This is a genomic window from Rariglobus hedericola (assembly GCF_007559335.1).
In the GTDB taxonomy this organism is placed as follows: Bacteria; Verrucomicrobiota; Verrucomicrobiia; order Opitutales; family Opitutaceae; genus Rariglobus; species Rariglobus hedericola.
The window spans coordinates 2,259,810-2,286,193 of record NZ_VMBG01000001.1; the positions used below are offsets into that span (position 1 = coordinate 2,259,810).

Below are 26,384 nucleotides of genomic sequence, written 5' to 3' on the forward strand. Positions count from 1 at the left end.
AAATGTCCCCCTTCGTCTCCCAACGCCTTCCCGCCGCACAACGCAGCTTCGTCAGTGATTCCGTCGAATCACTTATCAAGAGCGTCTCCGCATCGATCGCCGATCCCGAGCTCGCGTGGCTCTTCGCGAACTGCCTGCCCAACACGCTCGACACCACCATCGATCACCGCATCGACGCCGACGGCCGTCCCGACACCTACGTCATCACCGGCGACATCGCCGCCATGTGGCTCCGCGATTCCGCCGCACAGGTCTGGCCCTATCTTCCGCTCACGCACACCGACCCGGCTATGCGCACACTGATCGCCGGTGTCATCAATCGCCAGGCCGACGGCATCCTGCTCGACCCTTATGCCAACGCCTTTTACCGCGACCCCGTCTTCGGAAAACATCAGGATGACCGCACCGAGATGAAGCCCGGCGTCCACGAACGCAAATGGGAGCTCGACAGCCTCGCCTACTTTTTCCGCCTCTCGCACGGCTACTGGGCCGCCACCGACGACACCGCGCCGTTTGATGAAAAATGGCGGCGCGCCGTCGCCGCCGCGTTTGCACTGCTTCGCGTGGAGCGCGCCTCGGGCGAAGAAGCCGGCGCCGTGCGCTCACCTTATTCCTTCGTGCGCGAAGGACGCGTCTGGGAATCGCTGCCCTGCGATGGCTACGGCCTTCCCAGTCGCAACTGCGGGCTCATCCGCACCGGCTTCCGTCCGTCCGACGACCTGGTTGCCTTCCCGTTCCTCGTTCCGGCCAACGCCATGATGGCTGTCGCGCTCAACCATCTCGCCTACCTGCTCGCCGTCCTCCACTGCGATGCACTCGCCACCGAAGCGCATGCGTTTTCCGCCGGCATCACCGAATCGCTCGAGAAACACGCCGTCGTCCAACATCCGGTCCATGGCGAAATCTGGGCCTACGAAGTCGACGGGCTCGGCGGCGTGAACCTCATGGATGACGCGAACATCCCTTCGCTCATCTCCCTGCCCTACCTCGGATTTTGCGCCAAGGACGATCCCCGCTACCTGCGCACGCGCGCCTTTCTCCTGAGCACGGCAAATCCGCAATACGTGGACGGCAAGGCCGCCGCCGGTATTGGCGGACCGCATACAGGCCCCGGCACGATCTGGCCGATGGCGCTGACCATGCAGGCCCTCACGGCCACAGAGGACGCCGAGATCCTCAAGTGCCTGCGCTATCTGAAGACCACGCACGCCGGCACCGGCTTCATGCACGAATCCTTCAAGAAGGACGATGCCGCCCAATTCACGAGAAAATGGTTCGCCTGGGCCAACACCCTCTTCGGCGAACTCATCGTCACTCTGCATCACCAACGCCCGCATCTGCTAAAAGCTGATCTGTCATGAAACGCACCGCCGCAGTTTTGCCCGTGACTTCCCGTCCGCAAGCACGACGCGGCTTCGCGCTGCTCATCACGATCACGCTGCTCGCGTTCCTCGTTCTTCTCCTTGTCTCGCTGGCAAGCCTCACCCGCGTCGAGACTCAGGTGGCGGCTAACAGCCAACACATTGCCCAAGCGCGTCAGAACGCCCTGCTCGCGCTCAACATCGCCATGGGTCAATTGCAGAAATACACCGGGCCCGACCAGAGAGTAACCGCTCCGGCTGATCTCAAGCTTCCCGCCTCCGTTACGATCACCCCGCCTACCTACGATTTCGGCACCAGCAGCACCGGAGGCTCCTTCACCGCTTCCGGCACCACCGGTGCTCAGGCGATTGCCGCCGTTGATGCTTACTGGAAAACCGCCGCCTCCCCCCGCAACCGGCACTGGGTTGGCGCCTGGAAAAACGCCCGCTCGGACCCCGCCACCTACAACAAAGAAAACCCCTCGGCCTTCAATCCCCTCCCCGCCAACCCCGCAGACGACTCGGTGTTGACCCCCGCCTGGCTCGTCAGCGGAAACGAATTATCCTCCACCGGTGACACCTTCAAACCTGCCGATGTCGTCACCGGCCTGACCGCCGCCAGCACGCCCTTGGACGAAATCAAAGATGCCTCCAATCGCGTTCACCGCCTTTTGCTCAAAACCTCCGCCGGCGTCACCGGCCCCGCGTCCCTTGATCGCGCGATCACCGCTCCCCAAATCACAATCAGCGCTACCAACGTCCCAGGCACCTCAGGGGCCGCCACTCCCGTCGGTAACTACGCTTGGTGGGTCGGCGACGAAGGCGTCAAGGCCCGGGCCAACCTCGTCGATTCCTACGCCGCCGCCCGCAGCGGCGAATCCGCTTCCGAAGCCACCGCCCGCACCCTTACCCGTCTTCAATCCGCCCAGCGCCCCGCCATCGAGGCCATGACCACCACCGGCTCCGACGGGCTCGCCGCCACTTTCCCCGTCAACACCGCCGAACTCCTCAAGGTGTTTTCGCCAACCCAACTTACCTACCTCAATCCCGCCGCCACTTTTCCCGACGAACTCAAATCCCGCTATCACGATCTTTCTGTAAGCTCCCGCGGCGTCCTCGCCGACGTCCGTCAGGGCGGTCTCAAACGCGACTTCACCTACCTGTTTGCCCGTCCATCCCTGGCCGACTTCCGCACCGCGCTCAACACGACCGACTTCAACGTCGCCCCCCTCGCCACCGGCAACTTTGTCCTGAGTCCTGCCGCCACACCCTACGCCAACCGGCCCGCTATACTCACCGCCAACGTGTTCGACTGCAGTTCGACTTGGGAGCAGCTCTGGTCCCACGCCAATTCCGGTAACGCCGTTGCCGGGGACCTCGCGCCCTCCCGCACCGCAACGGCCACGCAACAGGGTCTCTTCCCCGTGTTCGTTCAGGCGAAACTCTTTTACAGCCTGCGAGTGGAGGCTGATCGCACCGTCACCCTGCGCATCTACCCCGTCGTTGTATTGGCAAATCCCTACAACGTCGCCCTGTCCGGGGACTTTCTCCTCAGCTACTTCTCTCCCAATCCCTCCGTCGTCAGTGGAAGATTGTCCGATCCGGCCCCTGCTCCTGCGAGCCTGGTAAATGACGGCACCACCCGCACCAACCTGCCCAATCATTTTGTGCGCGTAGGCAATGCCCTCGCCAATGGCGGCCTTGAAAAAATCCAACTCGTCATCAAGGCCACCCGCATTCCCCCCGGCGTCGCTCAGATTTTCACGCTCGATCCCGCCGCCAACCTCACCATCGCCGGATCAAACGACACTCACACCGTCGCGATGATCAACACCTTCGATCCCTCAGTCTTTCTCACTTACCCAACCGGCCGCGCCATCGCCACCGCCCAGGGCGACACTCACGCGGCATTAATCTCAAGCGGCATGAGTGCCCGGCTCTACATGGGCAACACCACCAACCCCTCCAACCTGATCGTCAGCGTCGGCACCAAATCCCCGCAGACCTCCACCGGCGCTCCTGTCGATTTTGGTTTTGTCGTCTATCCCGTGGCCGATGGCTACCGTCGCGGTGGAGGCGTCTTCTTCACTCTGCAAGATGCCCAATCCACCCCGCAACAAGCCACATTCTACCAACTGAACTACCGCGCCTTGCTCGTGGATTACATTGGTTTCTCCAGCTACAGTGACCATCCCCTTCAGTGGGGCACGTCCTTCGGCGTCATCGGGCTGGACGGGGATAGCGACCCCAGCGGTCACCCCATGCTCGCCGCCAATCACCTCCCGCCCCTCGATGAAACTATTCCCAGCACGACCCGATGGGGCCTCATCAACAGTGGCGCCTACCCCTCGCTTACTTCGCCTCCCGCCGATATTTCCGACCCGAATACCAGCTTCAACACCCGCCTTTACGATATCCCCACGCCCGGCCACGCACTCACGTCCCTCGGCCAGCTCCAGCATTTTAACCTCGCCGGCTTTTTCCTCAGCGGCGGCAACAGCATATCCAATTCTTTTCAAGTCAACTACCCCATCGCCAACTCTTACCCGCAACCCCGCGTCCGACGTGACCGCGTATTCCATTACTCCCCGCCGTTCGGCAACCACTTCGACGGTTCCTACCTCTGGAACGACCTACTCTGGGACCGCTTCTATTTTTCCAGCTTCCCCCAAACCGGCCCGTTCGATTTCGCACAAACCAACACAGACACGCTCGCCAACGCCCGTTACACACCGTTCCGCTCCCCCGCGCTCGTTCCTTACAACGACCCCTCTCGCTTTCGCGGCCTCTACGCCGCCGCCGAAAATCTCCTCGCCGACGGCGCCTTCAACATCAACTCCACCTCCGTCGAAGCCTGGAAAGCTCTTTTCTCCAGCTTAAAAAACATCCCCGCCGGCACCGACACCGCGCCCTCCGCCCCGTTCCTGCGCACCCTCACTCCGTCCGGCGGCTCCGCCAACTCCGCCAACGGCATCAGCGCCAACGCTTGGAGCGGATTACGCGACCTCACCCAGTCCGAAATCAACCGTCTCGCCGAAGAGATGGTGCTCCAAGTCCGGCTTCGCGGGCCGTTCCTCTCCCTCTCTCAGTTTGTCAACCGCCTCCTCATCGCCGGCCCGACCACCAACAGCAATTCCGGGCTCGCCGATCCCTACCGGCTTGGTCTCTCCGGTGCGCTCCAATCCGCGCTGGACAAAGTGGTCAACCAACGCGCCCACGTCCCCTCTCCCTACAACACAACCAGTGAGAAGGCCGCCTCTACCGGCACCCGTGATGGCACCGGCGTATTCAGGGGCCTCATTTTCGCCGACTTGGAATACCGCATGCAGACCCGCATCGCCGGCTATCCCGGCTACCTCCTGCAAGGCGACCTCCTCTCCGCCCTCGCCCCCACCCTCACCGCCCGCTCCGACACCTTTACCATCCGCACCTACGGCGACACGCTGAACCCCGCCACCGGCGACGTGATGGGTCGCGCCTGGTGCGAAGCCGTCGTCCAACGCACTCCCGACTACGTGGATGCCACCCCGGCCTCCTCTACGCCCGCCTCCGGTTCCGCCGCCGCCACTTTCGGCCGCCGCTACCAAATCGTCAGCTTTCGCTGGCTTAGCCCGAACGACATATGAGTCCGCGCCTCACCTCACTCCCGTTTCAGGTTTCGGGCCTCGGGTATTTTCTCCTGCTGCTGGTGATTCCCCTCTTCTTCGCCGCTCTTTCCGCCCGGGGCCAAGCCCCATCCGAGCCCCCCAAGCCCCCCGTCCTCCGTTTCCTCTTTCTTGATGAAACTGAGGGCGACTACGCCCTGAAGATCGATCGGAAGTTTAAACAGATAAGTTCTGCGCCTTACATCATCAGCCCGCCCTACACGCCCGCCTCCCTCGAACGCCTCGACATTTATAAAACCTCCACGGTGCCTGATCCCGTCACCGGTGAATTTCCCCGCCTCAAGGTCACCTCTTTCACGCCTCCGGCTAACACCACCTCCGCTCTCGTCATCGTCACGCCGCAACCGCCCGCTCCCGGCTCCATCACCCCCGGCACCTATAACGTCGAATTCATCGACAACTCCTCCGCCGCTTTCCCCGGCGGCACCCTGCGCATCCTTAATCGTGGCCATGTCTCCCTTGCCACCCGCCTTGCCAAAAACCAAGTCGTGACCGAGCCAGGCTCCGTCAAGATCATCACCCCCGACGCCGATCCCCGCGGACGCCTCCGTGTGCTCGTCGCCGTGCAAACGCCAGATGAGTGGAAACTCATCGACGACAACGTCGTCGTCGTGAAGCCCGACATCCGCGTCACCGGTGTGCTCGTTTATTCCCCGAGCGGCATGAAATTCCGTCTCGGCCCCTACATCCTCGCCGAGCGCGGCGACCCGCCTCCTTCCCATGCCTGGCTCACTTACACCGACACTCCTTGAGCCCTCTCCATTCACTACCATGACACTAGCAACGTCCATCGCCTGCCCGCCCGCCCTCGCCCGCACTTCCGATCTCGCCACACCCGAGACCTCCGGCCTTTTCACTCGCTGGATAAATCCCGCGAGCGACGTCTCCAGCTACATCCTCACCCACCGCGCCGCCCCCGTTCAGCAATCTTTCTACTACACTCATCCCAGCTGGTCCCACGACGGCCGTTTCCTCTGGTTGCGCTGCGGCTTCCCACCTCCTGGCGGCCTCCATTGCACGCAGACCCTCGGCGTCGTTGACTTCGATCGCGACGAACTTCGCGTGTATCCAGAAACTCAATTCACCGCCGAATCCGTCATGGTGGACGGCCTCAGCGGCGAGGCCTACTGGACCAACCACCTCGATCTCTGGAAACGCGGCCCGCTCGCCAAAGATCGCGCCGTCCGCGTCAACTCGTTCCCTGCCGCCCTCGACTCCGGACGCCTCGCCCTTCTCGCCACGCACCCGACGTTCTCCGCCGACCGCCGCTCGTTCAACGTGGACGCCCGATTCATCCAGTCCGACGGCTCCGCCACGGTCCACCTCGGCGAACTCGCCGCCAACGGCTCCTCGTTCAAGCTCTGGCAATCTCTTCCCGACCGCTACTTCGACCACGGCCTCTTCAGTCCCGTCGATCCCGACCTCCAACTCATCGTCCACGAATACTGGCAAGATGCCGCGCGCAAGGGCGTGCCCTTCGACGGCAACCTGCCCTACCACCGCATCTGGCTCATCCGTCGCGGCGGACAAGCCGAACCGCTCCTCCGCCAACCCGTCTCCCACAGCGGCCACGAATGGTGGTCCGCCGACGGACAATTCATCAACTATCTCCACTACGGCCACGGCGTGAAACGTGTCTGCCTCGCCACCCGCGAAGAAACCCTCATCTGGGCCGGCCACCTCTCCCACGCCCACTCCGACCGCACCGGACGCTACTTGGTCGCCGACCGCATGGACACTCCGGGCAATCCTGATTGCCACGTCCTCTTCCGCGACACCGTCACCGGCAAATGCGTCGAAATCGTCAACCGCGGCCCGCTCGCCTCGCACCTCACACGCTGCACCCACCTTCATCCGCATCCTCAATTTTGTCTCGATGATCGTTATATTTGTTACACCACCACGGTCCACGATCGCGTCGACATCGCGCTCGCTCCCGTGGCCGACCTGATCGCGCTCACCACCTGAGTTTATCCTTTTTTCACCACCGCGCCCCTCGACGCGGCAGCTACTGCTTTCCCTCAGCCCCCACATGAATACCCAAATAAAACCCCCTCTTCGTCGCCGGCCTTTGTCCGGCTTCTTGTTCGCCACCCTCGTCGCTCCGCTGGTCGCTTTATCCTCTGCAACCGCCGCGACCTATTACCAGTCGGTCAACCAAAACGGTGCCGGCAGCTGGGACATTCTCAGTTCCTGGAACACCGCCGCCGATGGCACGGGCACGGCTCCCGTGTCGATCAACAGCGCGGACGATTATGTCTGCAACGGCACCGCCTGGGTTCTCCGCACGCCTGGCCCGGCTTCCACGTTTGGCGGAAAGACCCTCACGCTCGGACCAAAGACCCATTCGCTGCTGGTGAAGAGTGGCGCGGCCCTTTCTACCATCCCCAATCTGGTCACCCAGAACGGCACCGCCCTCAAGAGCGGCTCGAACACCAGCACGCTGACCATCACGTCCTACCTGAATGTTTCCGGCACGACGTTGATCGCCAACGGAACCGGCACGAACAACCTCTTCCCGCTCACCATCGGCACGCTCACCGGCGCGGGAAATTTCAACCTCACTGGCGGCGCCACCGCCACGCTTAAACTCACGATCACCGACGCCACCAGCTACACCGGCAAGATCACGCTCACCACCGGAAAACTGGAATTCCTCAACGCGATGTCTTCCGGCGGCGCACTCGTCGTGACCACCGCGTCTGATGTCATTCTCAACCAGACGGTCACCTTCACCGGCCTGACCGTCGCCGGCGTCGTCAAGACCCCGGGCACTTACACGGCGGCTTCGCTGGGCTTCACCGGCACCGGCAGCATCGTCGTCCGCACGCCCGCGACTTGGTATCTCACCACCAGCCAGACGGGTGCGCAGGATTGGACGGTCGCCTACAAGACCCAATGGAACACCAACACCTCCGGCACCGGCGCGACCGCGCCGTCGATTAACATTGTCGACACGTATTCCGTCAGCGTCGGCAGCAACGTGCTGCGCACGCCCGCCACCAGTTCGACCTTCACGGGCGGCACGTTGAGCCTGGCCGGCTCGGGCAAGCTTCTTCTTCTTGGCACCGGCACCGCCATCAGCTCCGCAACAAAAATGGTCTCCACCGGAGGCACCATTGAAGCCGGCACCGCCGTGCGTAACCTCGATGTGGATACGTATTCGCGGCCTTCCGGAACCACCACGCTCTCCACCGGCGCCGGCGGCGTGTTGAACCTGTTCGTCGGCGATCTCTCCGGCCCGGGCAATTTCAGCGTGAGCGGAGCCGGCCAGTTCACTCCACGGATCGACCATGGCAACGCCTACACCGGCACGTTCACCGTCAATTCCGGCGCCACCCTTGCCGTGCAGACCAAGTTAGCCAGCTCCGGCCGTCTCACCGTCAACACCGGCGGCAATGTCATTCTCAATGACTGGATCTACGTCACCGGCCTCACCGTCAACGGCTCCGTCAAACCCGCCGGCGTGCATACCGCCGCCAGCCTCGGCTTCTCCGGCACCGGCAGCGTGGCGGTTTTCAACCGTGATCTCTCCGGCCCTCCGCAACTGTTCGGCGTCAACTTCGCCGGCGCGGAGTTCAGCGGCTTCGCCTTCTGGCAGACCAACGCCGCCATGTGGGACTATTACAAAAACAAAGGCCTCACCCTCATCCGCATTCCCATCAAGTGGGAGCGCGTGCAGTCCGTCGCTTTCGGGGCGGTGGACTTCACCAACCTCGACGCCTTGGTCGCCTTGGCGAACGCCCGTGACATGAAAATCATGTGGGATCTGCACAACTACAATAGTTACAGCGGCAACCAGGTTGGCTCCGCCGCCGTGCCTTACACCGCCTTGGCCGACCTCTGGACCAAGATCGCCGACCGCTACAAAAACGAACCGAGCACTTATGGCTACGACCTCATGAACGAGCCGTCCGGCACGCTCGAAAACTGGTCCGCCGCCGCGCAGGTCACGGTCGACGCCATTCGCAAGGTTGACCAGCGCAACTACGTCATCGTCGAGGGTATGTCCTACTCCAGCGCCAACCGCTGGCCCAACGTTAGCGGCTCGCTCGACATCAAGGATCCCGTCGGCCGCCTGATCTATTCCGCGCACTCCTACTGGGATTATCAGAGCAACCCTTACGCGTCCCCGGCCTACTTCGGCTCCGACGGCAACTATCGCTCCGACGACGTGCCCAATCCCAACTCCGGCATCAATCACGTCGCCCCGTTCGTCGCCTGGCTGCAAACCCGCCCCTACGCCCACGGCAACATCGGCGAGTTCTGCGTGCCCAATAATTATTACCAAGCCGGCTGGAACGAGGCCTTGGACAACTTCCTCGCCTACGCCCGCGACAACAACCTGAGCACCAATTATTGGGCCGCCGGCAACAACTGGACCACCAGCTCCACCGTCTGCCAGCCCCAGCCGTTCCCCGGCACCGACAAACCCCAGATGGCCGTGCTCGAAGCCTACAACAACTTCGACACGTGGACCAACCAGGACATCGGCACCGTCATCACCGCAGGCAACGCCTCGTATGCGGGCGGCACGTTTACCGTCCAGGGGGCGGGCTGGGACATCTGGAACACGGCGGATTCGTTTCACTTCGTTCATCAACCCGTGTCCGGCGATTGCACCATTACCGCCCGGATTGTTTCCCGCTCGGCCACGCCCGCCAATTCGGTGACCGGCGTGATGATTCGTGAATCGCTCGCGGCAGACTCGAAGCATGCCCTCATGAGCCTCACCACCAACGGCTGGGTGGACCTCGGCTACCGGCTGACCACCGCAGGCGGCAGCGGGCACTCCGGCGGCGTCTCCGGCATCACGCTCCCCTATTGGGTTCGCCTCGTGCGCAGCGGCAACACCTTCAAAGGCTACCGCGCGGCCGATGTCGGCGGCGCACCCGCCAGCTGGGTTCAGCATGGCGCGACCCAGACTATTACCATGACCGCACCGACCATCTACATCGGCCTGCCTGTATGCGGCAAATCCGGCGGCACATTGAGCACGGCCACCATCGACAACGTAACCGTGACGACACCGTGAGTTATCCGGAGGACGGACGAAGGAGCAAAACCTCCGTCCGCCCTCCCTTTTTGTTTTCCTACATGAGTTCAACCGCCTCGCTCCCTGCATCACCTCAATCATTTCCGTCCGGTTTCCTGTGGGGCTCCGCCACCGCCGCCTACCAGATCGAGGGCGCCGCCCGCGAAGACGGCAAAGGCCTGTCCATCTGGGACACGTTCTGCACCCGCGAGGGCAAGATCGAGGGCGGCCAATCCGGCGCCATCGCCTGCGCCCACTATCACCGCTGGCCCGAAGACGTCGCCCTCATGCGCGACACCAGCCTGCAATCCTACCGCTTTTCCCTCTCATGGCCGCGCATCCTGCCCGACGGCACCAACGGCCGCATCAACGAAGCCGGTCTCGCCTTCTACGACCGCCTCGTGGATTCGCTGCTCGCCGCAGGTATTCAACCTTTGGTGACGCTATTCCACTGGGACTTTCCGCAGGCCCTGTATGAACGCGGCGGCTGGCTCAACCGCGACAGCGCCGCGTGGTTCTCCGACTACGCCGCCGTCGTCGTCAAACGCCTCGGCGACCGCGTCAACCGCTGGTGCACGCACAACGAGGCCGGCAACGTCGGCGCGCTCGGCCATCACCTCGGCATCCACGCGCCCGGCGTCAGCCTCACCCACCGCGATTATTTCCGCTTGGTCCACCATATGAATCTCGCCCACGGCCTCGCCGTCGGCGTGCTCCGTGAGGGCACTCGCGGCCCCGCCCGCATCGGCCAGGCGTTCAACCACAACGTGGACATCCCGCGCTCGTCCTCGCCCGCCGACATCGCCGCCGCCCAAGCCGTCGCCTTCGCGTTCCCCAACGAAAAACCGTGGTCCTCTCATCTCTGGGTCGATCCGCTTTTCACCGGCGACTACAGCCCCGAGGTCCGAGCCTTCTATGGCGACATCGTTGACGACACCGTGCGCGCCGACGACCTCCGCATCCTGTCCGCGCCGATGGACTACTTCGGCTGGAATTACTATATGGACTGGTCGCAGCCGCAGCGCGCCGACGGCAAACCTCTCACCATGATGAAATGGCAAATGCAGCCGGAGGGCCTGTATTGGGGCCCCAAAACCCTCACCGAACGCTACCGCCTGCCCGTGCAAATTCTGGAAAACGGCCTCGCCTCCATGGACTGGGTCACGACCGGCGGCGACGTGCCCGACCACTTCCGCATCGATCACCTGCGCCGGCACCTGCGCGAGCTGCGCCGGTCCATCGCCGACGGCGCCCATGTCGAGGCGTTCTACTACTGGTCGTTCCTCGATAACTTCGAATGGGCGCACGGCTACCACCCGCGCTTCGGCCTCGTCCACGTGGACTACGAAACCCAGAAGCGAACCCCCAAAGCCTCCGCCGCCTTTTACGCCGACGTGATCCGCACCCACGGAGCCCATCTGTAATTTCTCCTACGATCGCTTTCTTCATCAGCGGCCCCGGCTCAACCGGGCTCCGATTTCTGGTTCCGCCTCGCACTCGTTTCAGCTATCATTAAATGACTCCGTCGAAAACCCCGTCGCTCATCTGTTCAAGCCGCATGACCTCCCCTGCCGCCGTCCCCGCTGGTTCCGCATCGACGCCGGATACCTCGTTATCGACCCCCGAGACTTCGCCGCTCTTCTCCCGCTGGATCAACCCGTCCAACGGCGTCGCCAGCTACGTGCTCACGCACCGCGCCGCACCCGTCCAGCAATCGTTCTACTACACCCACCCGAGCTGGTCCGCTGACGGCCGCTTCCTCTGGCTCGGCTGCGGATTTCCACCCGAGGGCGGCATGCATTCTCAGCAGGTGCTCGGCGTCGTTGACTTCAAAACCGACGAACTCCGCGTTTACCCCGAAACCCAGTTCCCGACCTCCCGCCCGTGGATCGACCACGCCACCGGCGAAGCCTGGTGGGGAAACCACTTCGACATCTGGAAACGTGGCCCTCTCGCCACCGATGAAGCCGTCCGCGTCGGCACCGTTCCTTCCAGTGCCATACCCGGCAAACTCCAGCTTCTGGCCACCCACCCCACGTTCTCCGCCGACCGCAAATCCATCAACCTCGACAGCCGCTCCACCCGCGACGACGGCGTCGCCATGTCCACCCTCGGCGAACTCCCGCTCGACGGTTCCCCCTACCTTGTCTGGCAAACGTTCGAGAATCGCACTTTTAACCACGCTCTCTTCAGCCCGATTGATCCCGACCTCCAGCTGTGCGCGCAGGAATACTGGATTGACGGCGACCGCCTCGGCATCCCGTTCGATGGCACCACACCCTATCACCGCATCTGGACCATCTGCCGCGGCGAAGAAGCCCGCCCCCTGCTCAAAGCGCCGGTCTCCCACTCCGGCCACGAATGGTGGGACGCCTCCGGCGAATCCATTTGGTATCTTCATTATGGATACGGCGTGAAATCCGTGTCCCTGGCCACCCGCGAAGAAACCCTCGTCTGGCCCGGCAACCTCTCCCACGCCCACTCCACGCGCTGCGGCCGCTATCTGGTCGCCGACACCATGGCCGACCCCGGCAACGCCGACTGCCATGTCCTCTTCTACGACACCGTCACCCGCCGCGAGGTCGAAATCGTAAACACTCCGCCCCTTTCGCCCGGTGCCACCCGCTGCGTCCACCTGCACCCGCATCCGCAATTCTGCCTCGATGACCGCTACATCTGCTACACCACGATGGTCCACGACCGCGTGGATATCGCCCTCGTCCCCGTCGCGGACCTGATCGCCCTCACCATCTGAGCCCGTCCTTATTCCACCCGCGCTCCGCCATTCGCGGCACTTCACGGGTAAAACCCCACTCCTCCGACTTCCTCAACCGCCACCCTTAACCTTGCGACGCGGCTCCCGTCCCGCACGCTTTGATCATGCCAAAACGGGTAACGATGAAAGAGGTCGCAGCGGCCGCCGGTGTCTCCGCCGCCACCGTCTCCCGCGCCCTCGGCATGGATCCGCAGATTCCCGTAGAGACCCGAGAACGTATCCAGAAAATCGCAGCCCAGCTCGGTTACCGCCCCGACCCGCTCCTCTCGGCCTTTGCCCGCCGTCGTCGCGGCAACACCTTGGGATCCGACATCACCACGCTGGCTTATATCACCAACTTTCAAACGTCGGATGAATGGACCCGAAACCCGTTCTACGCCCCGATGTTCAAAGGCGCCGCCGACCAGGCCCTGCGCAACGGTTACAAGCTGGAACACTTCTGGCTGCGCGAACCCGGCATGACCGGCGAACGCCTCAGCCGCATCCTGCATAATCGCGGCATAGCCGGACTGGTTGTCGCGCCCACCCCCATTGCCCGCAGCCGGCTTAGCATGGACTGGGCAAAATTCAGCTGCGTTACCATCGGCTACTCGCTGCTGCGGCCCGATCTTCATCGCACCACTCCGCACCACTTTCACGCCATTCTCATCGCCAGCCGCAAACTCTGGCGGCTCGGTTACACCCGCATCGGCCTGTGTCTTTACGCCAGCACCAGCCCGCGCGTGGACGACCTCTGGCTAGCCGGTGCGTTGCTCACTCAAAAACATAATCCCGCGGCCGCGCTGAAAGTCTTCCTCTTTGACGACGACACCCGGGCGCGCATCCCCGAATGGGCGCGCGCCGAACGATTGGAAGTCGTGCTCAGCGACAACACGCAGGCATTGCACGAACTCCGCCGCGGCGGCATCCGGGCCCCGGGCGAAATTGATTTCGCCACGCTCAACTGGAGTAAAACCGAATGCGAGATCGCCGGCATCGACCAACGACCCGACTCAATTGGTGCAGCCGCCATCGACCTGCTCATCGCGCAAATCCAACGCGATGAACGCGGCATCCCCGCCATGCCAATCACTTCCATGGTCGAAGGCACGTGGATCAATGGCCCCAGCCTCTCCAAAAAAGCCCGGCAGGCCTAGCACGACTCTGTTAGTCACAGCCACACCGTAATCCCGGCATTTCCCCAAGGTGTGTTGGTAGATAAGCCGCACGACGGCCCACGCACCGAGTGCAACGGCAGTTCAGTGTGCCTTCTCGCTTTCCTCGTAGAGCTTCAGCCATGGACTGACTTTATTTTCGCAAACACAACCTAGTAATAAATAGCCAGTTCTTCGACTTGGCTGCAGCTATGGAGCAAAGCACCCACAAATGCTATATTTGTTCTATAGCCAGAAAAACATCGGTTAGAAATCGCTGAATTGAATTAACAAAATTTTTATCTACCTTATTTAAAACAAGATAATTTACGCAATCTATTGCGCTCACAGACGATTGTTTAATGCCTGCCTGCACATAGCGTTATTCCAGAACTGCTATTACCCCGCTCAGCTAGCCTCTACCCCCTTCTGCTTTTCAACGCCCTCCGGTAACCCCTGCCGTCATGAAATCCACCCCCTTGCTTTCCCCCATTCGCACCCACCGGCACACCGCTGCTTTCACCCTGATCGAACTGCTCACTGTCATCGCGATCATCGGCGTGCTCGCTTCGATCATCATCCCCGTGATTGGTCGCGTGCGCGAGTCGGCTAAGAGTTCCCGATGCACGAACAATCTGCGTCAGATCGGCCTGGCGATCCAAACCTACTCTAGCGAACACAAGGGCTCTTTGCCCGCCACCGGCTTCTTTGGCGTGTCGTCCTACTACAATCGCGACGCACGGAATTTCCAAAACTCGCTGCTCACCTATCTGGATCTTAAGCCGGCATCGACTTGGTCCACGGCGGTTGATCAGAGCACCTACTCGCCGATTTTTGAATGCCCCAGCTACAAGGGAACGACCGGCGGCAAAGGCTACGTTCTCCACAACGCCAACACCACGGGCGATCCGGCCAAGGACATCAATGACACCACCGTCCAGCCCTGGGGTTTCATCCAGGACGCCGCCGGCACCAACATTTCTCCCGCTCCGCAAAAAGTCGCCAACATGCCCGCGAAAGTTTGGGCCATCCGCGACCTCGACGCCGGCTCCTTGGACGGCAGCCACCCCGGCTACCAAAACCACCTCTACTTCGACTGGCACATCGGCCGTGTCGTCGTGAGCAACTGATCCCCCTTCGCAGCCCTTACCCACTTCTGAATTCCACTCCTTTTATGAAGACTTCGTTTATGCGCGCCACTCGCAAAGCCCTGCTGTCATTCTGCGCTTCGGCCCTGTGCCTTAGCCCGCTCTCCGCCGCTACTCTTTATTGGGACACCGACTCGGTTGCTACTGGTGTCGGTGGCACCGGCAATTGGAACACAGGCAATCTTTTTTGGAACGACGCCTCGACCGGTGCAGGGATTGTATCCGGCTGGAGCAATGCCAACCGCGATACTGCGGATTTCCGAGGCACCGCCGGAACGGTAACCGTCGCAAGCGGCATCGCCGCCGGAGCAATTAACTTCAATACCGCTGGCTACACCCTCTCAGGCGCGGATATCACTCTCGGTCGCGCTTCAGGCACTGGAAACGTCACCGTTCTAAATTACGCCGCAGGCACCGGCACAAACACGGTTTCGTCCAATATCATTCTGGATGACGTCGGCACCGCCGGCACCGCCGCCAACTACACGTTCAACAACTCAGGAACAGGAGCGCTCACGCTAAACGGCAATCTCACTCTCAATTATTCTTCCGGCACTCCCGCTGGAAACAAGGTTGTAGTTTTTCAAACGGGTAATTCCGGAGCCAGCATTACCTTGAATGGCAATATAGCCCAAGGCGCGAACGGCGGAGCCTCCTCTCTCTGGAATGTGACCTATGGTCAAGGCGGCAGCTCTCAGTCGAATGCTCAGGCGATCAACGGAACCTTCTACGTTAACGGTAATAATACCTATGGTCGCGGCACCACGATCAACGGCGGCACTGTCATCGCCACCAACAACAACGCATTCGGATCCGGCACGATCACCTTTGGCAGTTCAGGTGCGCGCGGCGACATGAAACTGCTCACCGACGGCGACCTCACAATCACCAACGCGATATCGGTTTCGGGAGCCTCCACCTCACAAACTTATATCGGTGGCAATACCGCTCATGACACCACCTTCTCCGGTGCCATCAATTTGAACGCTTTTGGAACAAACGGAACACCCGGCGTCATCAGCACACCCGACCCGATTCTGACCGCAGCCACCGGCGGCCGGGTCAACTTTTCCGGAGCGCTCAATGCAACTTCGGGCATTCCTCGCGGCATCGTCAAAAAAGGTGCGGGCATCGTCGCACTGAGCAATGCGACCGGCAATGCCTACAAGGGTTATACTAAAGTAGATGAAGGCACCCTACTCCTGATGAATACTAGCGGCTCGGCGACAGGTGACGCATCACAGCTCGCGCCGGGAACGGCTGCAGTAATTGTTGCCGGCGGAGCTCAACTTGGCGGCACCGGCTTCTCCACCACGTTAGTCAGCGCCACGGCGGCTAATAGCGTATTCACTCCTGGTGACATGACCAAAGCCGGTGTCAGCTCCATCGGAACTCTGAATCTCACCGGCGGCCTGACCGCTGCCAACGGTGCAACCTTCAATTTCGACGTTAATGGCGCCAGCGTTGACGCCGTTAACTTCGGCACGGGCGCCGTATCCATGGGAGGCACCGCCACCTTCAATTTCACCAGCCTTGGTTCCGTGCTTACCGGCACCGACTACAGCCTATTCCTTGGCTCCGGCGATTGGACCTCCATCAGTTCGACGTTCATATTTAATGGTCCGGCTGGTTTCACGGTATCGTCAAATAACTTCGATGCGGCCAACCACATCCTAACCGTGCAGTTCTCCGCCATCCCCGAGCCCTCGACCTACGCCATCTTCGCCGGGGCTTCCTGCCTCTTGTTGGTTGTGGGCCGCCGCAACCGCCGCTCGGCCTAAGTCTTCCCCGTTCCCTTCCCAACGCCGGCCCGCAAAGCCGGCGTTCGGCGTAAGCCGTATCCATATTACCCCGACATGAAACCGCTCCTGCTCCGTCATCTGGCCACAATCGCCGCCGTCCTGCTCTCTCTGTCCGGTGCATCAGCGCATGCGCAAACTCCCGCCACATCCTTGCTCAAAAACTCCAACTTGGAGGCCGATGCCAATGCAGACCAGTGGCCCGATGGTTGGCCGAAACTCAAGACCGGTGGCGCGTGGCTCAACGAAAACGGCAATCACTTCATCCGACTCTCCGCCACCGAGCCCGGCAAGCTCACCAGCTTTTACTTGGAGGTGCCCATTCCCGCCGGCACTCCGGCCCTTGAGATCACCTGGCGCTGGCGTCTCAACGAAGTAAAACCCGGCGACAAACCGTGGTTCGACGCCCGCTTCATGATGGAGTTTCTCGACTCCAGCCGCGCCAAGGTCAGCCCTTCGCCCAACCCGCCCTACGGCAAAGGCACTAGCAAGGGCTGGGTCGAAAAGAAAACCTCCTTCCTCGTTCCCACCGGTGCGACGACCCTGAAGTTCATGCCGTCCCTCTTCCAAGTCGCCTCCGGCACGATGGACATCGACGACATCTCGATCCACGTCACCGACACCGCCGCGCTCGAGGCCGCCGCCAAACTCCGCGCCGAGGAAGCCGCCTTCCGTTACGTTGCTCCCGAAACCGACAACAAGGCCAAGTGGCCCAAGGAAATTCATGTGCAGGGCAACCGCCTCGTCGATCCCTCCGGCAAAGAAGTCTGGTTGCAGGGGCTCAACGCCGGCGGACTCGAAACGCTCCCCGCCGACATGCAGGTTCTCAAGTCCACTGTCGTCGGTATCGACGAATGGAAGTCCAATGCCGTGCGCCTTCCGATGAATGAGACTTTCTGGTTCGGTCGCAGCCCGCTGCAAAAAGACGGCGGAAAAGCCTACCGCGAAAAGATCGACCAGATCGTCACCCTCACCGCCAACCGCGGCGCCTACCTCATCCTTGATCTCCACCGGTTCCGCGCACCCAAGGCCGAGCATGTCGAGTTCTGGAAGGACGCCGCCGAGCGCTACAAAAACCACCCCGCCGTCCTCTTCGATCTCTTCAACGAACCCCACGGCATCTCGTGGAAAATCTGGCGCGACGGCGGTTTCGTCGGCGAAAAGAAAGGCACCGATGAATCCGCCTTCCTTTCCGAAGAGGAAAAGAAAAAGAACCAGGGCTTCGAATCCGTAGGCATGCAGGCGCTCATCGACGCCGTCCGCTCCACCGGCGCCAAAAACATCGTGATCGCCGGCGGCCTGGGCTGGGCGGGCGACCTCTCCGGCGTCGCCGATGGTTACGAACTCAAAGACCCGGACGGCAACGGAATCATGTATTCCTGGCACCAATACAACTGGCACAAGGGCTGGGCCAAGACCGTCCTTCCCGTCGCCGCAAAACATCCGATCTTCGTCGGCGAGGTCGGTGCCGACACCAACAAGATGGATTTCATCCCGCACGACATCCAGGAGTCTCCTTACACGTGGGTTCCCGACATGCTCGGCTTCATCCAGCTGCACCGCCTCAACTGGACCGCCTGGTGTTTCCACCCCAAGGCCACTCCGGTCATGATCTCCGACTGGAAATACACGCCCACCCCGTTCTGGGGCGTTTTTGCCAAAGACGCCCTCGCAGGAAAACAGTTCGAGATGAAACGCATGCGCTGAGCCTTCCGCCCCATCCGCATCCCGCCTTTTATCCCGTTCATCCTGCCTAAATTCCGAATCAGCCCTCCGCCCCGATGTCCGCTTTCGCCTCCCAACGCCCCCCCGTCTCCGAACGCCGTTTTACCAATAGCGCCGTCGAATCGTTGATCACGAAAGTCGCCGGTTCCATCACCGATCCCGAGCTCGCCTGGTTGTTTGCGAACTGCCTGCCCAACACGCTCGACACCACCATTGATCATCGCGTCGACGCCGACGGGCGTCCCGATACCTATGTCATCACCGGTGACATCGATGCGATGTGGTTGCGCGATTCCGCCGCTCAGGTCTGGCCTTACCTGTCACTCGCCCGCACCGATGCGCCTTTACGCACGCTCATCGCCGGCGTCATCCGTCGCCAGGCCGACGGCATCCTGCTCGATCCCTACGCCAATGCGTTCTACCGCGACCCGATTCAGGGCTACTGGAAAACCGATATCACGCAGATGCTGCCCGGCGTCCATGAGCGCAAGTGGGAGCTCGACAGCCTCGCCTACTTCCTCCGCCTTTCGCACGCCTACTGGACGACCACCGGCGACCTCTCGCCTTTCGACGACACGTGGCAGCGCGCGATCGCATCGATCTTCGCGTTGATCCGCGTCGAACAAAACGTCGGCGCCGATCCCACGCGCTCGCCTTACTCGTTTCAACGCATGGCGGGCACTCACCTCGGCAGCCACAGCTCCACGGTTCGCACGCCCGATTGCGGACTCATCCGCTGCAGCTTCCGCCCATCAGACGACATGGTGAAGCTCCCGTTCCTCGTCCCCGCCAACGCCATGATGGCCGTCGCATTGAACGACATCTCATCGTTACTCGCCACACTGCATCTCGACGCCCTCGCCGCCGAGGCCCACACCCAGTCCGACACGATCACACACGCGTTGGAAAAACACGCCGTCGTCCACCACCCCGTTCACGGTGAGATCTGGGCGTATGAGGTCGATGGATACGGCGCCGTCCACCTCATGGACGACTCCAATGTCCCGTCGCTGCTCTCCCTGCCCTACATCGGCTTCTGCTCGATCGACGACGCCCGCTACCTGCGCACCCGGGCCTTTTGCCTGAGCACGGATAATCCGTCTTACGCCGCCGGTTTCGCCGGCCAGGGCATCGGCAGCCCGCACACCGGCCCCAACACCATCTGGCCGATGTCACTCACGCTTCAGGCCCTCACCTCGCGTGACGATGACGAGATCATCTCGTGCCTCCACCAGCTCAAGTCCACCCACGCCGGCACCGGCTTCATGCACGAGTCGTTCAACGCCTCCGACGCCAGCCGCTTCACCCGCCCGTGGTTCGCCTGGGCCAACACCCTCTTCGGCGAACTCATCGTCACGCTCCATCAACAACGCCCCCATCTTTTGAGCGCCGCGCTCGCTGAGCCGGCGGCCGTCCTCGCCCGATGAAAGTCGCCTTTCCCTTTCTCGCCTGCGCCCTCCTGCTAGCCCCGCTGCACGCGGCGGTTTCGCTCGCCCCGTTGTTTGCCGACGGCGCCGTCCTCCAGCGCGAAAAGCCCGTGCCGGTCTGGGGCACCGCCAGCGCAGGCGAAAAGATCTCCGTTAACTTTGCCGGACAAACGCTGACGACCACCGCCGACTCCAAAGGCTACTGGCGCGTCAACCTCGCCGCACTCCCCGCCTCGTCCTCGCCGCGCGATCTCATCGTGAATGCCACCAACACCGTCACGGTCCGCGATATCGTGGTCGGTGAAGTCTGGCTGGCCTCCGGTCAGTCCAACATGGAATGGCCGCTCGCTTACTGCATCGACGCCAAGAAAGAAATCGCCGCCGCCAACTTCCCCTTCGTCCGCCAGTTCAAGGTCACCAAGACTCCCGCCTTCACCCCACAATCCACCGTGTCGGGCTCATGGGCCCCCGCACTCCCCGCCACCGCCGGCCAGTTCAGCGGAGTCGCCTACTACTTCGCCCTCGAACTCCATCGCCGTCTCAATGTCCCCGTCGGCATTCTCAACAGCTCGTGGGGCGGCACCGGCATCGATCCTTGGATCGCCCCCGACGCCTACCGCACCACACCCGAACTCGCCGCCGCTTTCGCCAACTTCGAAAAAGGCCCGCGCGCCACGGCCGAGGAAAAAACCGCCTACGAAGCCCTTCGCACCACTTGGGAAAAAGCCCGCGACGACGCCAAGGCCGCGAAACAACCGTTCAGCGAACCCGCCCCCAAAGCCCCTGCCGGCCTCCCTTCCTACCGCACCCTCACCGCACTCAACAGCGGCATGATCGCCCCCCTCGCTCCCTACGCCCTTCGTGGCGCGATCTGGTATCAAGGCGAGTCCAACACCTCCCAAGCCTCCGGTTACGCCGTCCGCCTCGCCGCCCTCGTCGTCGGCTGGCGCACCCAGTTCGCCCAGCCCGAACTTCCTGTTTACTGGGTGCAGCTCCCCAACTTCGACCACGGTAACCGAAATTCGGATACGTGGCACTGGGCCGAGCTCCGCGAAGCCCAGACCAAAGCCCTCTCCACTCCCCACACCGGCCAGGCCATCACCATCGACGTCGGCGAAGCCAAGGGCCTCCACCCCAAAAACAAAAAGCCCGTCGGCGAACGCCTCGCCCTCCTCGCCCTCGCCCGGACCTACATCATCAAAGACGTGATCGATTCCGGCCCGGTCTTCGCCTCCGCCAAACGCGAAGGCGCCGCCTACCGCGTCAGCTACCAGCCGTCCCCCTCCGCCCTCAAAGCCGCACCCGCCGGCCTCACCGGTTTCGAACTCGCCGGCGCCGACCAGGTTTTCCAGCCCGCCGAAGCCCGCATCGACGGAGCCACCGTCATCGTCAGCAGCGCGCAAGTTGCGAATCCCGTCGCCGTGCGTTATGCTTATCGCAACGCCCCTGTCGCCGGCCTCTTAAACGCCGCCGGTCTCCCCGCCGCCCCGTTCCGCACCGATACCTGGCCCGCCCCCAAGCAGGCCAAGGCCCCGCCCCCAGCCCCTCCCGAGTCGTGAGCCCGCACCGCGTCACTCCGTCCTCTGTCCGCCGTCCCCTGTCCTCAGGTCGCCGGGGCTTCGCGTTGATCATCACCATTACGCTGCTCGCGTTTCTGGTGCTGTTGCTCGTCTCCCTCGCGAGCCTGACCCGCGTCGAAACCCAGGTCGCCTCCAACAACCAGTCGCTCGCCCAAGCCCGTCAAAATGCCCTCATGGCGCTCAACGTCGCCCTCGGCCAGCTCCAGCGTCACACCGGCCCCGACCAACGCGTCACCGCCACCGCCGACCTCGCAGCCGCCGCATCCGGCGAACGTCTCACCGCCGGCTCGCCCGCATTCAACACCGTCGCCGTCAACGGCACCGTCAACGGACTTCTTCCTACCGGCGCCACCGCCTCGGTCCAGACTGGCACTCGCTGGTGGACCGGCGTCTGGGGCCGCTCCAGCACCACCTACGCAACACCAGGCGCCTCGCCCTACGATCAAACGCCCAGCCCTATCCTTCTCAACTGGCTGGTAAGCGGCAACGAAGACCGCACTTTCACTACCGACGCCAATGGCCTTGTCACCGCTTCCACAAGCGATGGACGCATAGCCGCCAACAGCCCTCCCTTTACCCCCGGAGCACCGGTAAATTGGGCTGCAGCCGGATTGGACCCCGCCACTCCCGACGGCTGGGCCGACCGGTCCGCCTACGCCAAGCTTGAGATCAAATCATCTGGCCAAAAAGCAGTGCTCCTCGTCGGCCCAAAAACTGCGGGCGATCAGGCCGCTACCAACGGAGAGGCCGCCGTTGAACGATACGTTGTCGCTCCTGTTAAAGATATCTCCGTTCCATCCTCCACCGTCCCCGGCGCGGGCACCTCCGGTAACACAACCATCGGTCGCTACGCCTGGTGGGTAGGCGACGAAGGCGTCAAAGCCTCCTACGCCCTCGCCGATCCCCGGGCCGGGAAAAACAACCCTGGGGGCGCTGATGCTGATGCCGCCGATTCACGCCTGCGCCTGATGACATCCTCCCGTTCGGGCGTTGAGCTTGTCCCCGGCTTTCCCGCTTATCCGACAGCCAACGACCCCAACTCCGCCATTCGCTTGGAGCGCCTGATGCAAATGCCCCAAGCAGTCCTGCTCGACACCACTCCAACAAGCGAAACGCAACGAAGTCACTTTCACGACTTCACACCCAAAGCAGTTGGCGTGCTCTCCAACACGCTTAGCGGCGGCCTGCGCAAAGACCTCACCCACTATTTCGAGATGTCGCAATCTGACTGGAACGCCTCCGACCTGGCGGGCAAAGGCATCATCCCCGCCACTCATTCCCCCAACTGGGGCGCCTCCGGCTACGCGCCGAAGTGGGACTGGCTCTACTCGTTCTACAACACTAACCCCTCCGTTTCGTCGCCCTCGTTGGTCGTGCGCCCGGAAACCTCCACCCAGGTTGGAATTGCCCCGGTCATCACCCAGTTCCGCATGATCGCCTTCACCGACCTCGCGATGATTGCGCCCGGAACCGACGTGCAGCGCATCCCGGCCGGGCGCTCCTATCAGCTGCCCATCCGCAGCAATGTCGCCTTTGTATTGGCAAATCCCTACAACGTCACGCTCACCGCTCCCGCCAATACCTACGAATTTGTTCTCAAGAACACCTACACCAGTAGCAACCCGCCGATCCCCGACGCCCCCAACAAGACGCCCGGCGGCCTCGTCATCGGCGCTTCTCCGCTGAGCCACGGTTACGACGAAAGCTACGGCAGTCTCGTGCTGATGCGCGCGCCCAATGACAACGTGACCAAAAGCATGCTCGATACGGTCCGCTACACGCTGCCGGCATTCAGCATCCCCCCCGGCGGAACCTGCGTGCTTTCGGTCAAAGGCAATACCCAGGTCGCGGGAGGCATCTTGCAGCCGGCCATCGGAGCCGAAGATCCCGTCGAACTTGAGCTCAACAACCTCGGAAATCCGATCGTGGCCAAGAGCCGTTATTTCACCGCGAAAAACACCCTCGATTTCACCACACCCGGTCTCCCGCCCCCCGCCACCAATCAGCCGCGAACCATCGCGTTGATGTATATTCACGACCAGGTTTTCACCACGATCACGCTTCGGGAAAAAAACAACGGTCCCATTCTCCAGCAGCTCGTCGATTGTGGCTTTAGCAAAACTGGCGAAACCACCGGTGTCGAAGGCGAGATCATCGGCAACTTTCACATCAAGTTCATGCCGCCCGCACGCCGCGACATGAACTCCGCTTCGCCGGCCGTGGTATTCCAGTATGCGCTGTTCGCCCAGGCCCGCCCCTACATGGATCTCAATCTGCGTTCCGCCACGGTTGATCACACCGCGATGGACACACCCGGCAAACTATGGACCCCCACCTCCTACGCCGGCGGCGTTTCGCGCGGCGGCGTCCAACCGGTCGCCGGCGGCTTCACCGAAAATCTAACCCCGGCAACCTGGGCGGAAAACTTTGGCCCGGAAACCCGCAGTCCGGTTGCCTCCCAAGGCATATTTTTTGATTTCCCCCGCCGCGCGTCCGGGCAGCCGCCCGTTCTGTCCATCGGCCAGCTGCAACATGCCAGTCTGACGGCGGATGATTGGCACCCGGGCACGACCATTAATTACCAGCCCGCCTACGCCGTCGGGAATTCCTACTCCTATCCTTTTGTCACTCGCGGCCAGGCAGTGCAAAGCCGCGCCAAGGGATGGTATAAGGCTCCGACGAACAACATCCGCTACTTCGATATGGCCTACCTGCTGAACACGGCACTGTGGGACGGATTCTTTTTTTCAGGCGTTCCTCAGTCAGGCGCGGCGTTCGAACCCCTCAATCCGCGTTACGCACTCCACAACGCCACCGCCCCCAATCAAGTGCGATCTCCTTATGCGTCCGCTCATCTGGTTTCCGAGGGCGCCTTTAACATCAACTCCACCTCTCACGATGCCTGGGTCGCCTTGCTTGGCGGACTCAACTCCCTTCGCGTCAACAACGACGCCGTCGCCGACGGCGTGCCCTTTCCCCGCACCCTCTGGCAACCCACCTCGAATACCTCGACGGCAAACGCAGGCGTATCAAGCTACAAACCATCGGGCACCGGCGATGATTCTTACAGCGGCTATCGCAGACTCTCTTCCGCTGAAATCAATGTGCTGGCGGCGGAGATCGTGAAACGCGTCCGTGCTCGCGGCCCCTTCGTCTCCCTCTCGCATTTTATCAACCGGTCTCTGGTCGCCGCGAGCAGCGCATTTAACTCCTCAATCAATGACGCCGATACCTCCGGTAATCTAGCCGCATCCCCTGTTCCCATGGGTCGCGGCCTCGCAGGCCCGCTGCAGGCAGCCATCGACTCAACTGCGGCCGGTATCAATACCTTTCAAACGGTGAGTTCAGACGTGGTCACCGCCAATGGCGCCGGTGCCTACGGTGATCGCCTGCTCTTCGCCGGCGAAATGTTAAGCACCCAGGCGCAGCGGCCCTTTACCACGGGAGAACCCGGCTACAATGCGCAGCCTGCCTACTTTGCGGATAAGCTGGTGGACCTTCCCAACTTGGACCCCGTCTATGGTAATGCCGCCCCGCCAGGTCCCCAGGGACGCACGTCCACCGGCATACCCGGATGGCTTCTTCAGGGCGACGTGCTCCAAGCCATCGGCCCGGCGCTTTCAGCCCGGTCAGACACCTTCGTCATCCGCACTTACGGCGAAGTCGTCAACCCGGTCGACTCCACGCAAACGCAGGCGCGCGCCTGGTGCGAAGCCGTCGTGCAACGCATTCCCGAATACGTGCAACCGACCGGTGACACCGCCGAAACGCTCCCCTCCGCCCTTACCTCACCCGACAACAAAGCCCTCGGGCGGGCCTACAAGGTCGTCTCGTTCCGATGGCTCTCCGCCGAAGATATTTAATGATTTCATGAACTGCTTCATTCGCCACTTCATACTGCCCGTTGTTCTTCTGGGCACTCTGCACGCGCAGATTCCCGCAGCCGATTTGCCTGCGGAAGAGCAGGTCTCTCTTCAATTCCGCCTGATGGCCTGGCTCGGCGACGTGCCCGCGCTGAATTACGGCCGTCATCAAAAAATCGACCTGACTGAAACCGCCACCGTTTCCGAAATACAAACCTACTCGGGACCGATTACCCTCAAATTTACGACTGCCGTGGAGAAACCGGATCCGCGCAAGCCGGCACCCGTAGTCGCGTCGGTTCTTCTCCCAAAGGATTCAAAGCGGGTAACTCTTCTCACCGTCCCGGCGGGCCGCGCACGGTATGCCATGTATGTGATCCCCGAGGATCCGGCAGGCCTGCCCGCCAAGCACACGCGCATCCACAATCTCACTACGGATCGTCTCTTGGTCGCCCTTGGCACCAACGCCCCTGTCGAACTGGCTCCAGCGACATCCGTCATAGCAACCGCAGAAGGGGCCGCTCTGGTGATTCGTGTAGCTCGCAAAACGAACGGACAGTGGCGCGAGCTTTTCAACAATGTAGTGGAAATGAGCGATACGGGCGGTCCCAACATCATGCTGATTCACGGCCAGCAAGGCGCCGGCTTAGGCATGTTCGCTGTTCCTATGTGGCCAGCCACCAAACCAGAGACCAGTGCTGCCACCCCATGATTCATCCGGCATGACCGGCTTACACATCCGAAGAACTCTTCGAGTTCGGAAACCCCAATCCAGGCCACTTCAGGCTGACCTACACGAATACCCCTTAGCAAGAGCCTGACCCACCCCCCTTTCCCCGCCGCCTCCCCAACAGGAGCGGACAGCTACCGCT

The 26,384-nt window shown here is 62.1% G+C and carries 15 protein-coding genes; all 15 read left to right on the top strand.

Annotation, left to right across the window (positions count from 1 at the left end; all coding sequences use genetic code 11):
• Nucleotides 1-2: 2 nt before the first annotated feature.
• The 15 genes from FPL22_RS09805 to FPL22_RS09875 all read left to right on the top strand — a co-directional run bounded on the left by FPL22_RS09805 (nt 3) and on the right by FPL22_RS09875 (nt 26,224).
• Nucleotides 3-1,361, top strand: a complete 1,359-nt coding sequence (locus tag FPL22_RS09805) for a glycoside hydrolase family 125 protein (RefSeq protein WP_144230098.1) — start codon at nt 3-5, stop codon at nt 1,359-1,361.
• Entirely contained in the window at nt 1,358-4,987 is a 3,630-nt protein-coding gene (locus FPL22_RS09810; RefSeq protein WP_144230099.1) for a hypothetical protein, read from the top strand. Before FPL22_RS09805 ends, FPL22_RS09810 begins: the two co-directional genes overlap by 4 nt.
• Nucleotides 4,984-5,778 (top strand): hypothetical protein, encoded by a 795-nt coding sequence (locus FPL22_RS09815; RefSeq protein ID WP_144230100.1) that lies wholly within the window; start codon nt 4,984-4,986, stop codon nt 5,776-5,778. Before FPL22_RS09810 ends, FPL22_RS09815 begins: the two co-directional genes overlap by 4 nt.
• 19 nt (nt 5,779-5,797) lie before the next feature.
• Nucleotides 5,798-6,994 (top strand): hypothetical protein, encoded by a 1,197-nt coding sequence (locus FPL22_RS09820; RefSeq protein ID WP_144230101.1) that lies wholly within the window; start codon nt 5,798-5,800, stop codon nt 6,992-6,994.
• A 64-nt stretch (nt 6,995-7,058) separates the two neighbouring features.
• Nucleotides 7,059-10,061, top strand: a complete 3,003-nt coding sequence (locus FPL22_RS09825) for a glycoside hydrolase family 5 protein (protein WP_144230102.1) — start codon at nt 7,059-7,061, stop codon at nt 10,059-10,061.
• Between the two features lie 62 nt (nt 10,062-10,123).
• Nucleotides 10,124-11,485, top strand: coding sequence for a GH1 family beta-glucosidase (locus FPL22_RS09830; RefSeq protein WP_144230103.1), 1,362 nt, complete (start codon nt 10,124-10,126; stop codon nt 11,483-11,485).
• A 134-nt stretch (nt 11,486-11,619) separates the two neighbouring features.
• Nucleotides 11,620-12,816 carry a hypothetical protein gene (locus FPL22_RS09835; RefSeq protein WP_144230104.1) on the top strand — a complete coding sequence of 399 codons (1,197 nt, stop codon included), beginning with the start codon at nt 11,620-11,622 and terminating at the stop codon, nt 12,814-12,816.
• Nucleotides 12,817-12,959: 143 nt separating this feature from the next.
• Nucleotides 12,960-13,973, top strand: a complete 1,014-nt coding sequence (locus FPL22_RS09840; RefSeq protein WP_162525250.1) for a LacI family DNA-binding transcriptional regulator — start codon at nt 12,960-12,962, stop codon at nt 13,971-13,973.
• 461 nt (nt 13,974-14,434) lie between these two features.
• Nucleotides 14,435-15,100, top strand: a complete 666-nt coding sequence (locus FPL22_RS09845; protein WP_144230106.1) for a DUF1559 family PulG-like putative transporter — start codon at nt 14,435-14,437, stop codon at nt 15,098-15,100.
• Nucleotides 15,101-15,144: 44 nt separating this feature from the next.
• On the top strand, nt 15,145-16,899 hold the full coding sequence (locus FPL22_RS09850) for a beta strand repeat-containing protein (RefSeq protein WP_144230107.1): 1,755 nt from the start codon (nt 15,145-15,147) through the stop codon (nt 16,897-16,899).
• A 75-nt stretch (nt 16,900-16,974) separates the two neighbouring features.
• Entirely contained in the window at nt 16,975-18,624 is a 1,650-nt protein-coding gene (locus FPL22_RS09855; RefSeq protein WP_238991370.1) for a glycoside hydrolase family 5 protein, read from the top strand.
• 74 nt (nt 18,625-18,698) lie between these two features.
• The gene (locus FPL22_RS09860; protein WP_144230108.1) at nt 18,699-20,069 is read left to right on the top strand and encodes a glycoside hydrolase family 125 protein; all 1,371 of its coding nucleotides are present in this window, start codon (nt 18,699-18,701) and stop codon (nt 20,067-20,069) included.
• Nucleotides 20,066-21,628 (top strand): sialate O-acetylesterase, encoded by a 1,563-nt coding sequence (locus FPL22_RS09865; RefSeq protein ID WP_144230109.1) that lies wholly within the window; start codon nt 20,066-20,068, stop codon nt 21,626-21,628. The genes FPL22_RS09860 and FPL22_RS09865 overlap by 4 nt, the downstream gene beginning before the upstream one ends.
• Nucleotides 21,625-25,512: a hypothetical protein gene (locus FPL22_RS09870; RefSeq protein WP_144230110.1), complete on the top strand. Its 3,888-nt coding sequence runs from the start codon at nt 21,625-21,627 to the stop codon at nt 25,510-25,512. Before FPL22_RS09865 ends, FPL22_RS09870 begins: the two co-directional genes overlap by 4 nt.
• Nucleotides 25,513-25,519: 7 nt before the next feature.
• Nucleotides 25,520-26,224, top strand: a complete 705-nt coding sequence (locus FPL22_RS09875; protein WP_144230111.1) for a hypothetical protein — start codon at nt 25,520-25,522, stop codon at nt 26,222-26,224.
• Nucleotides 26,225-26,384: the final 160 nt, after the last annotated feature.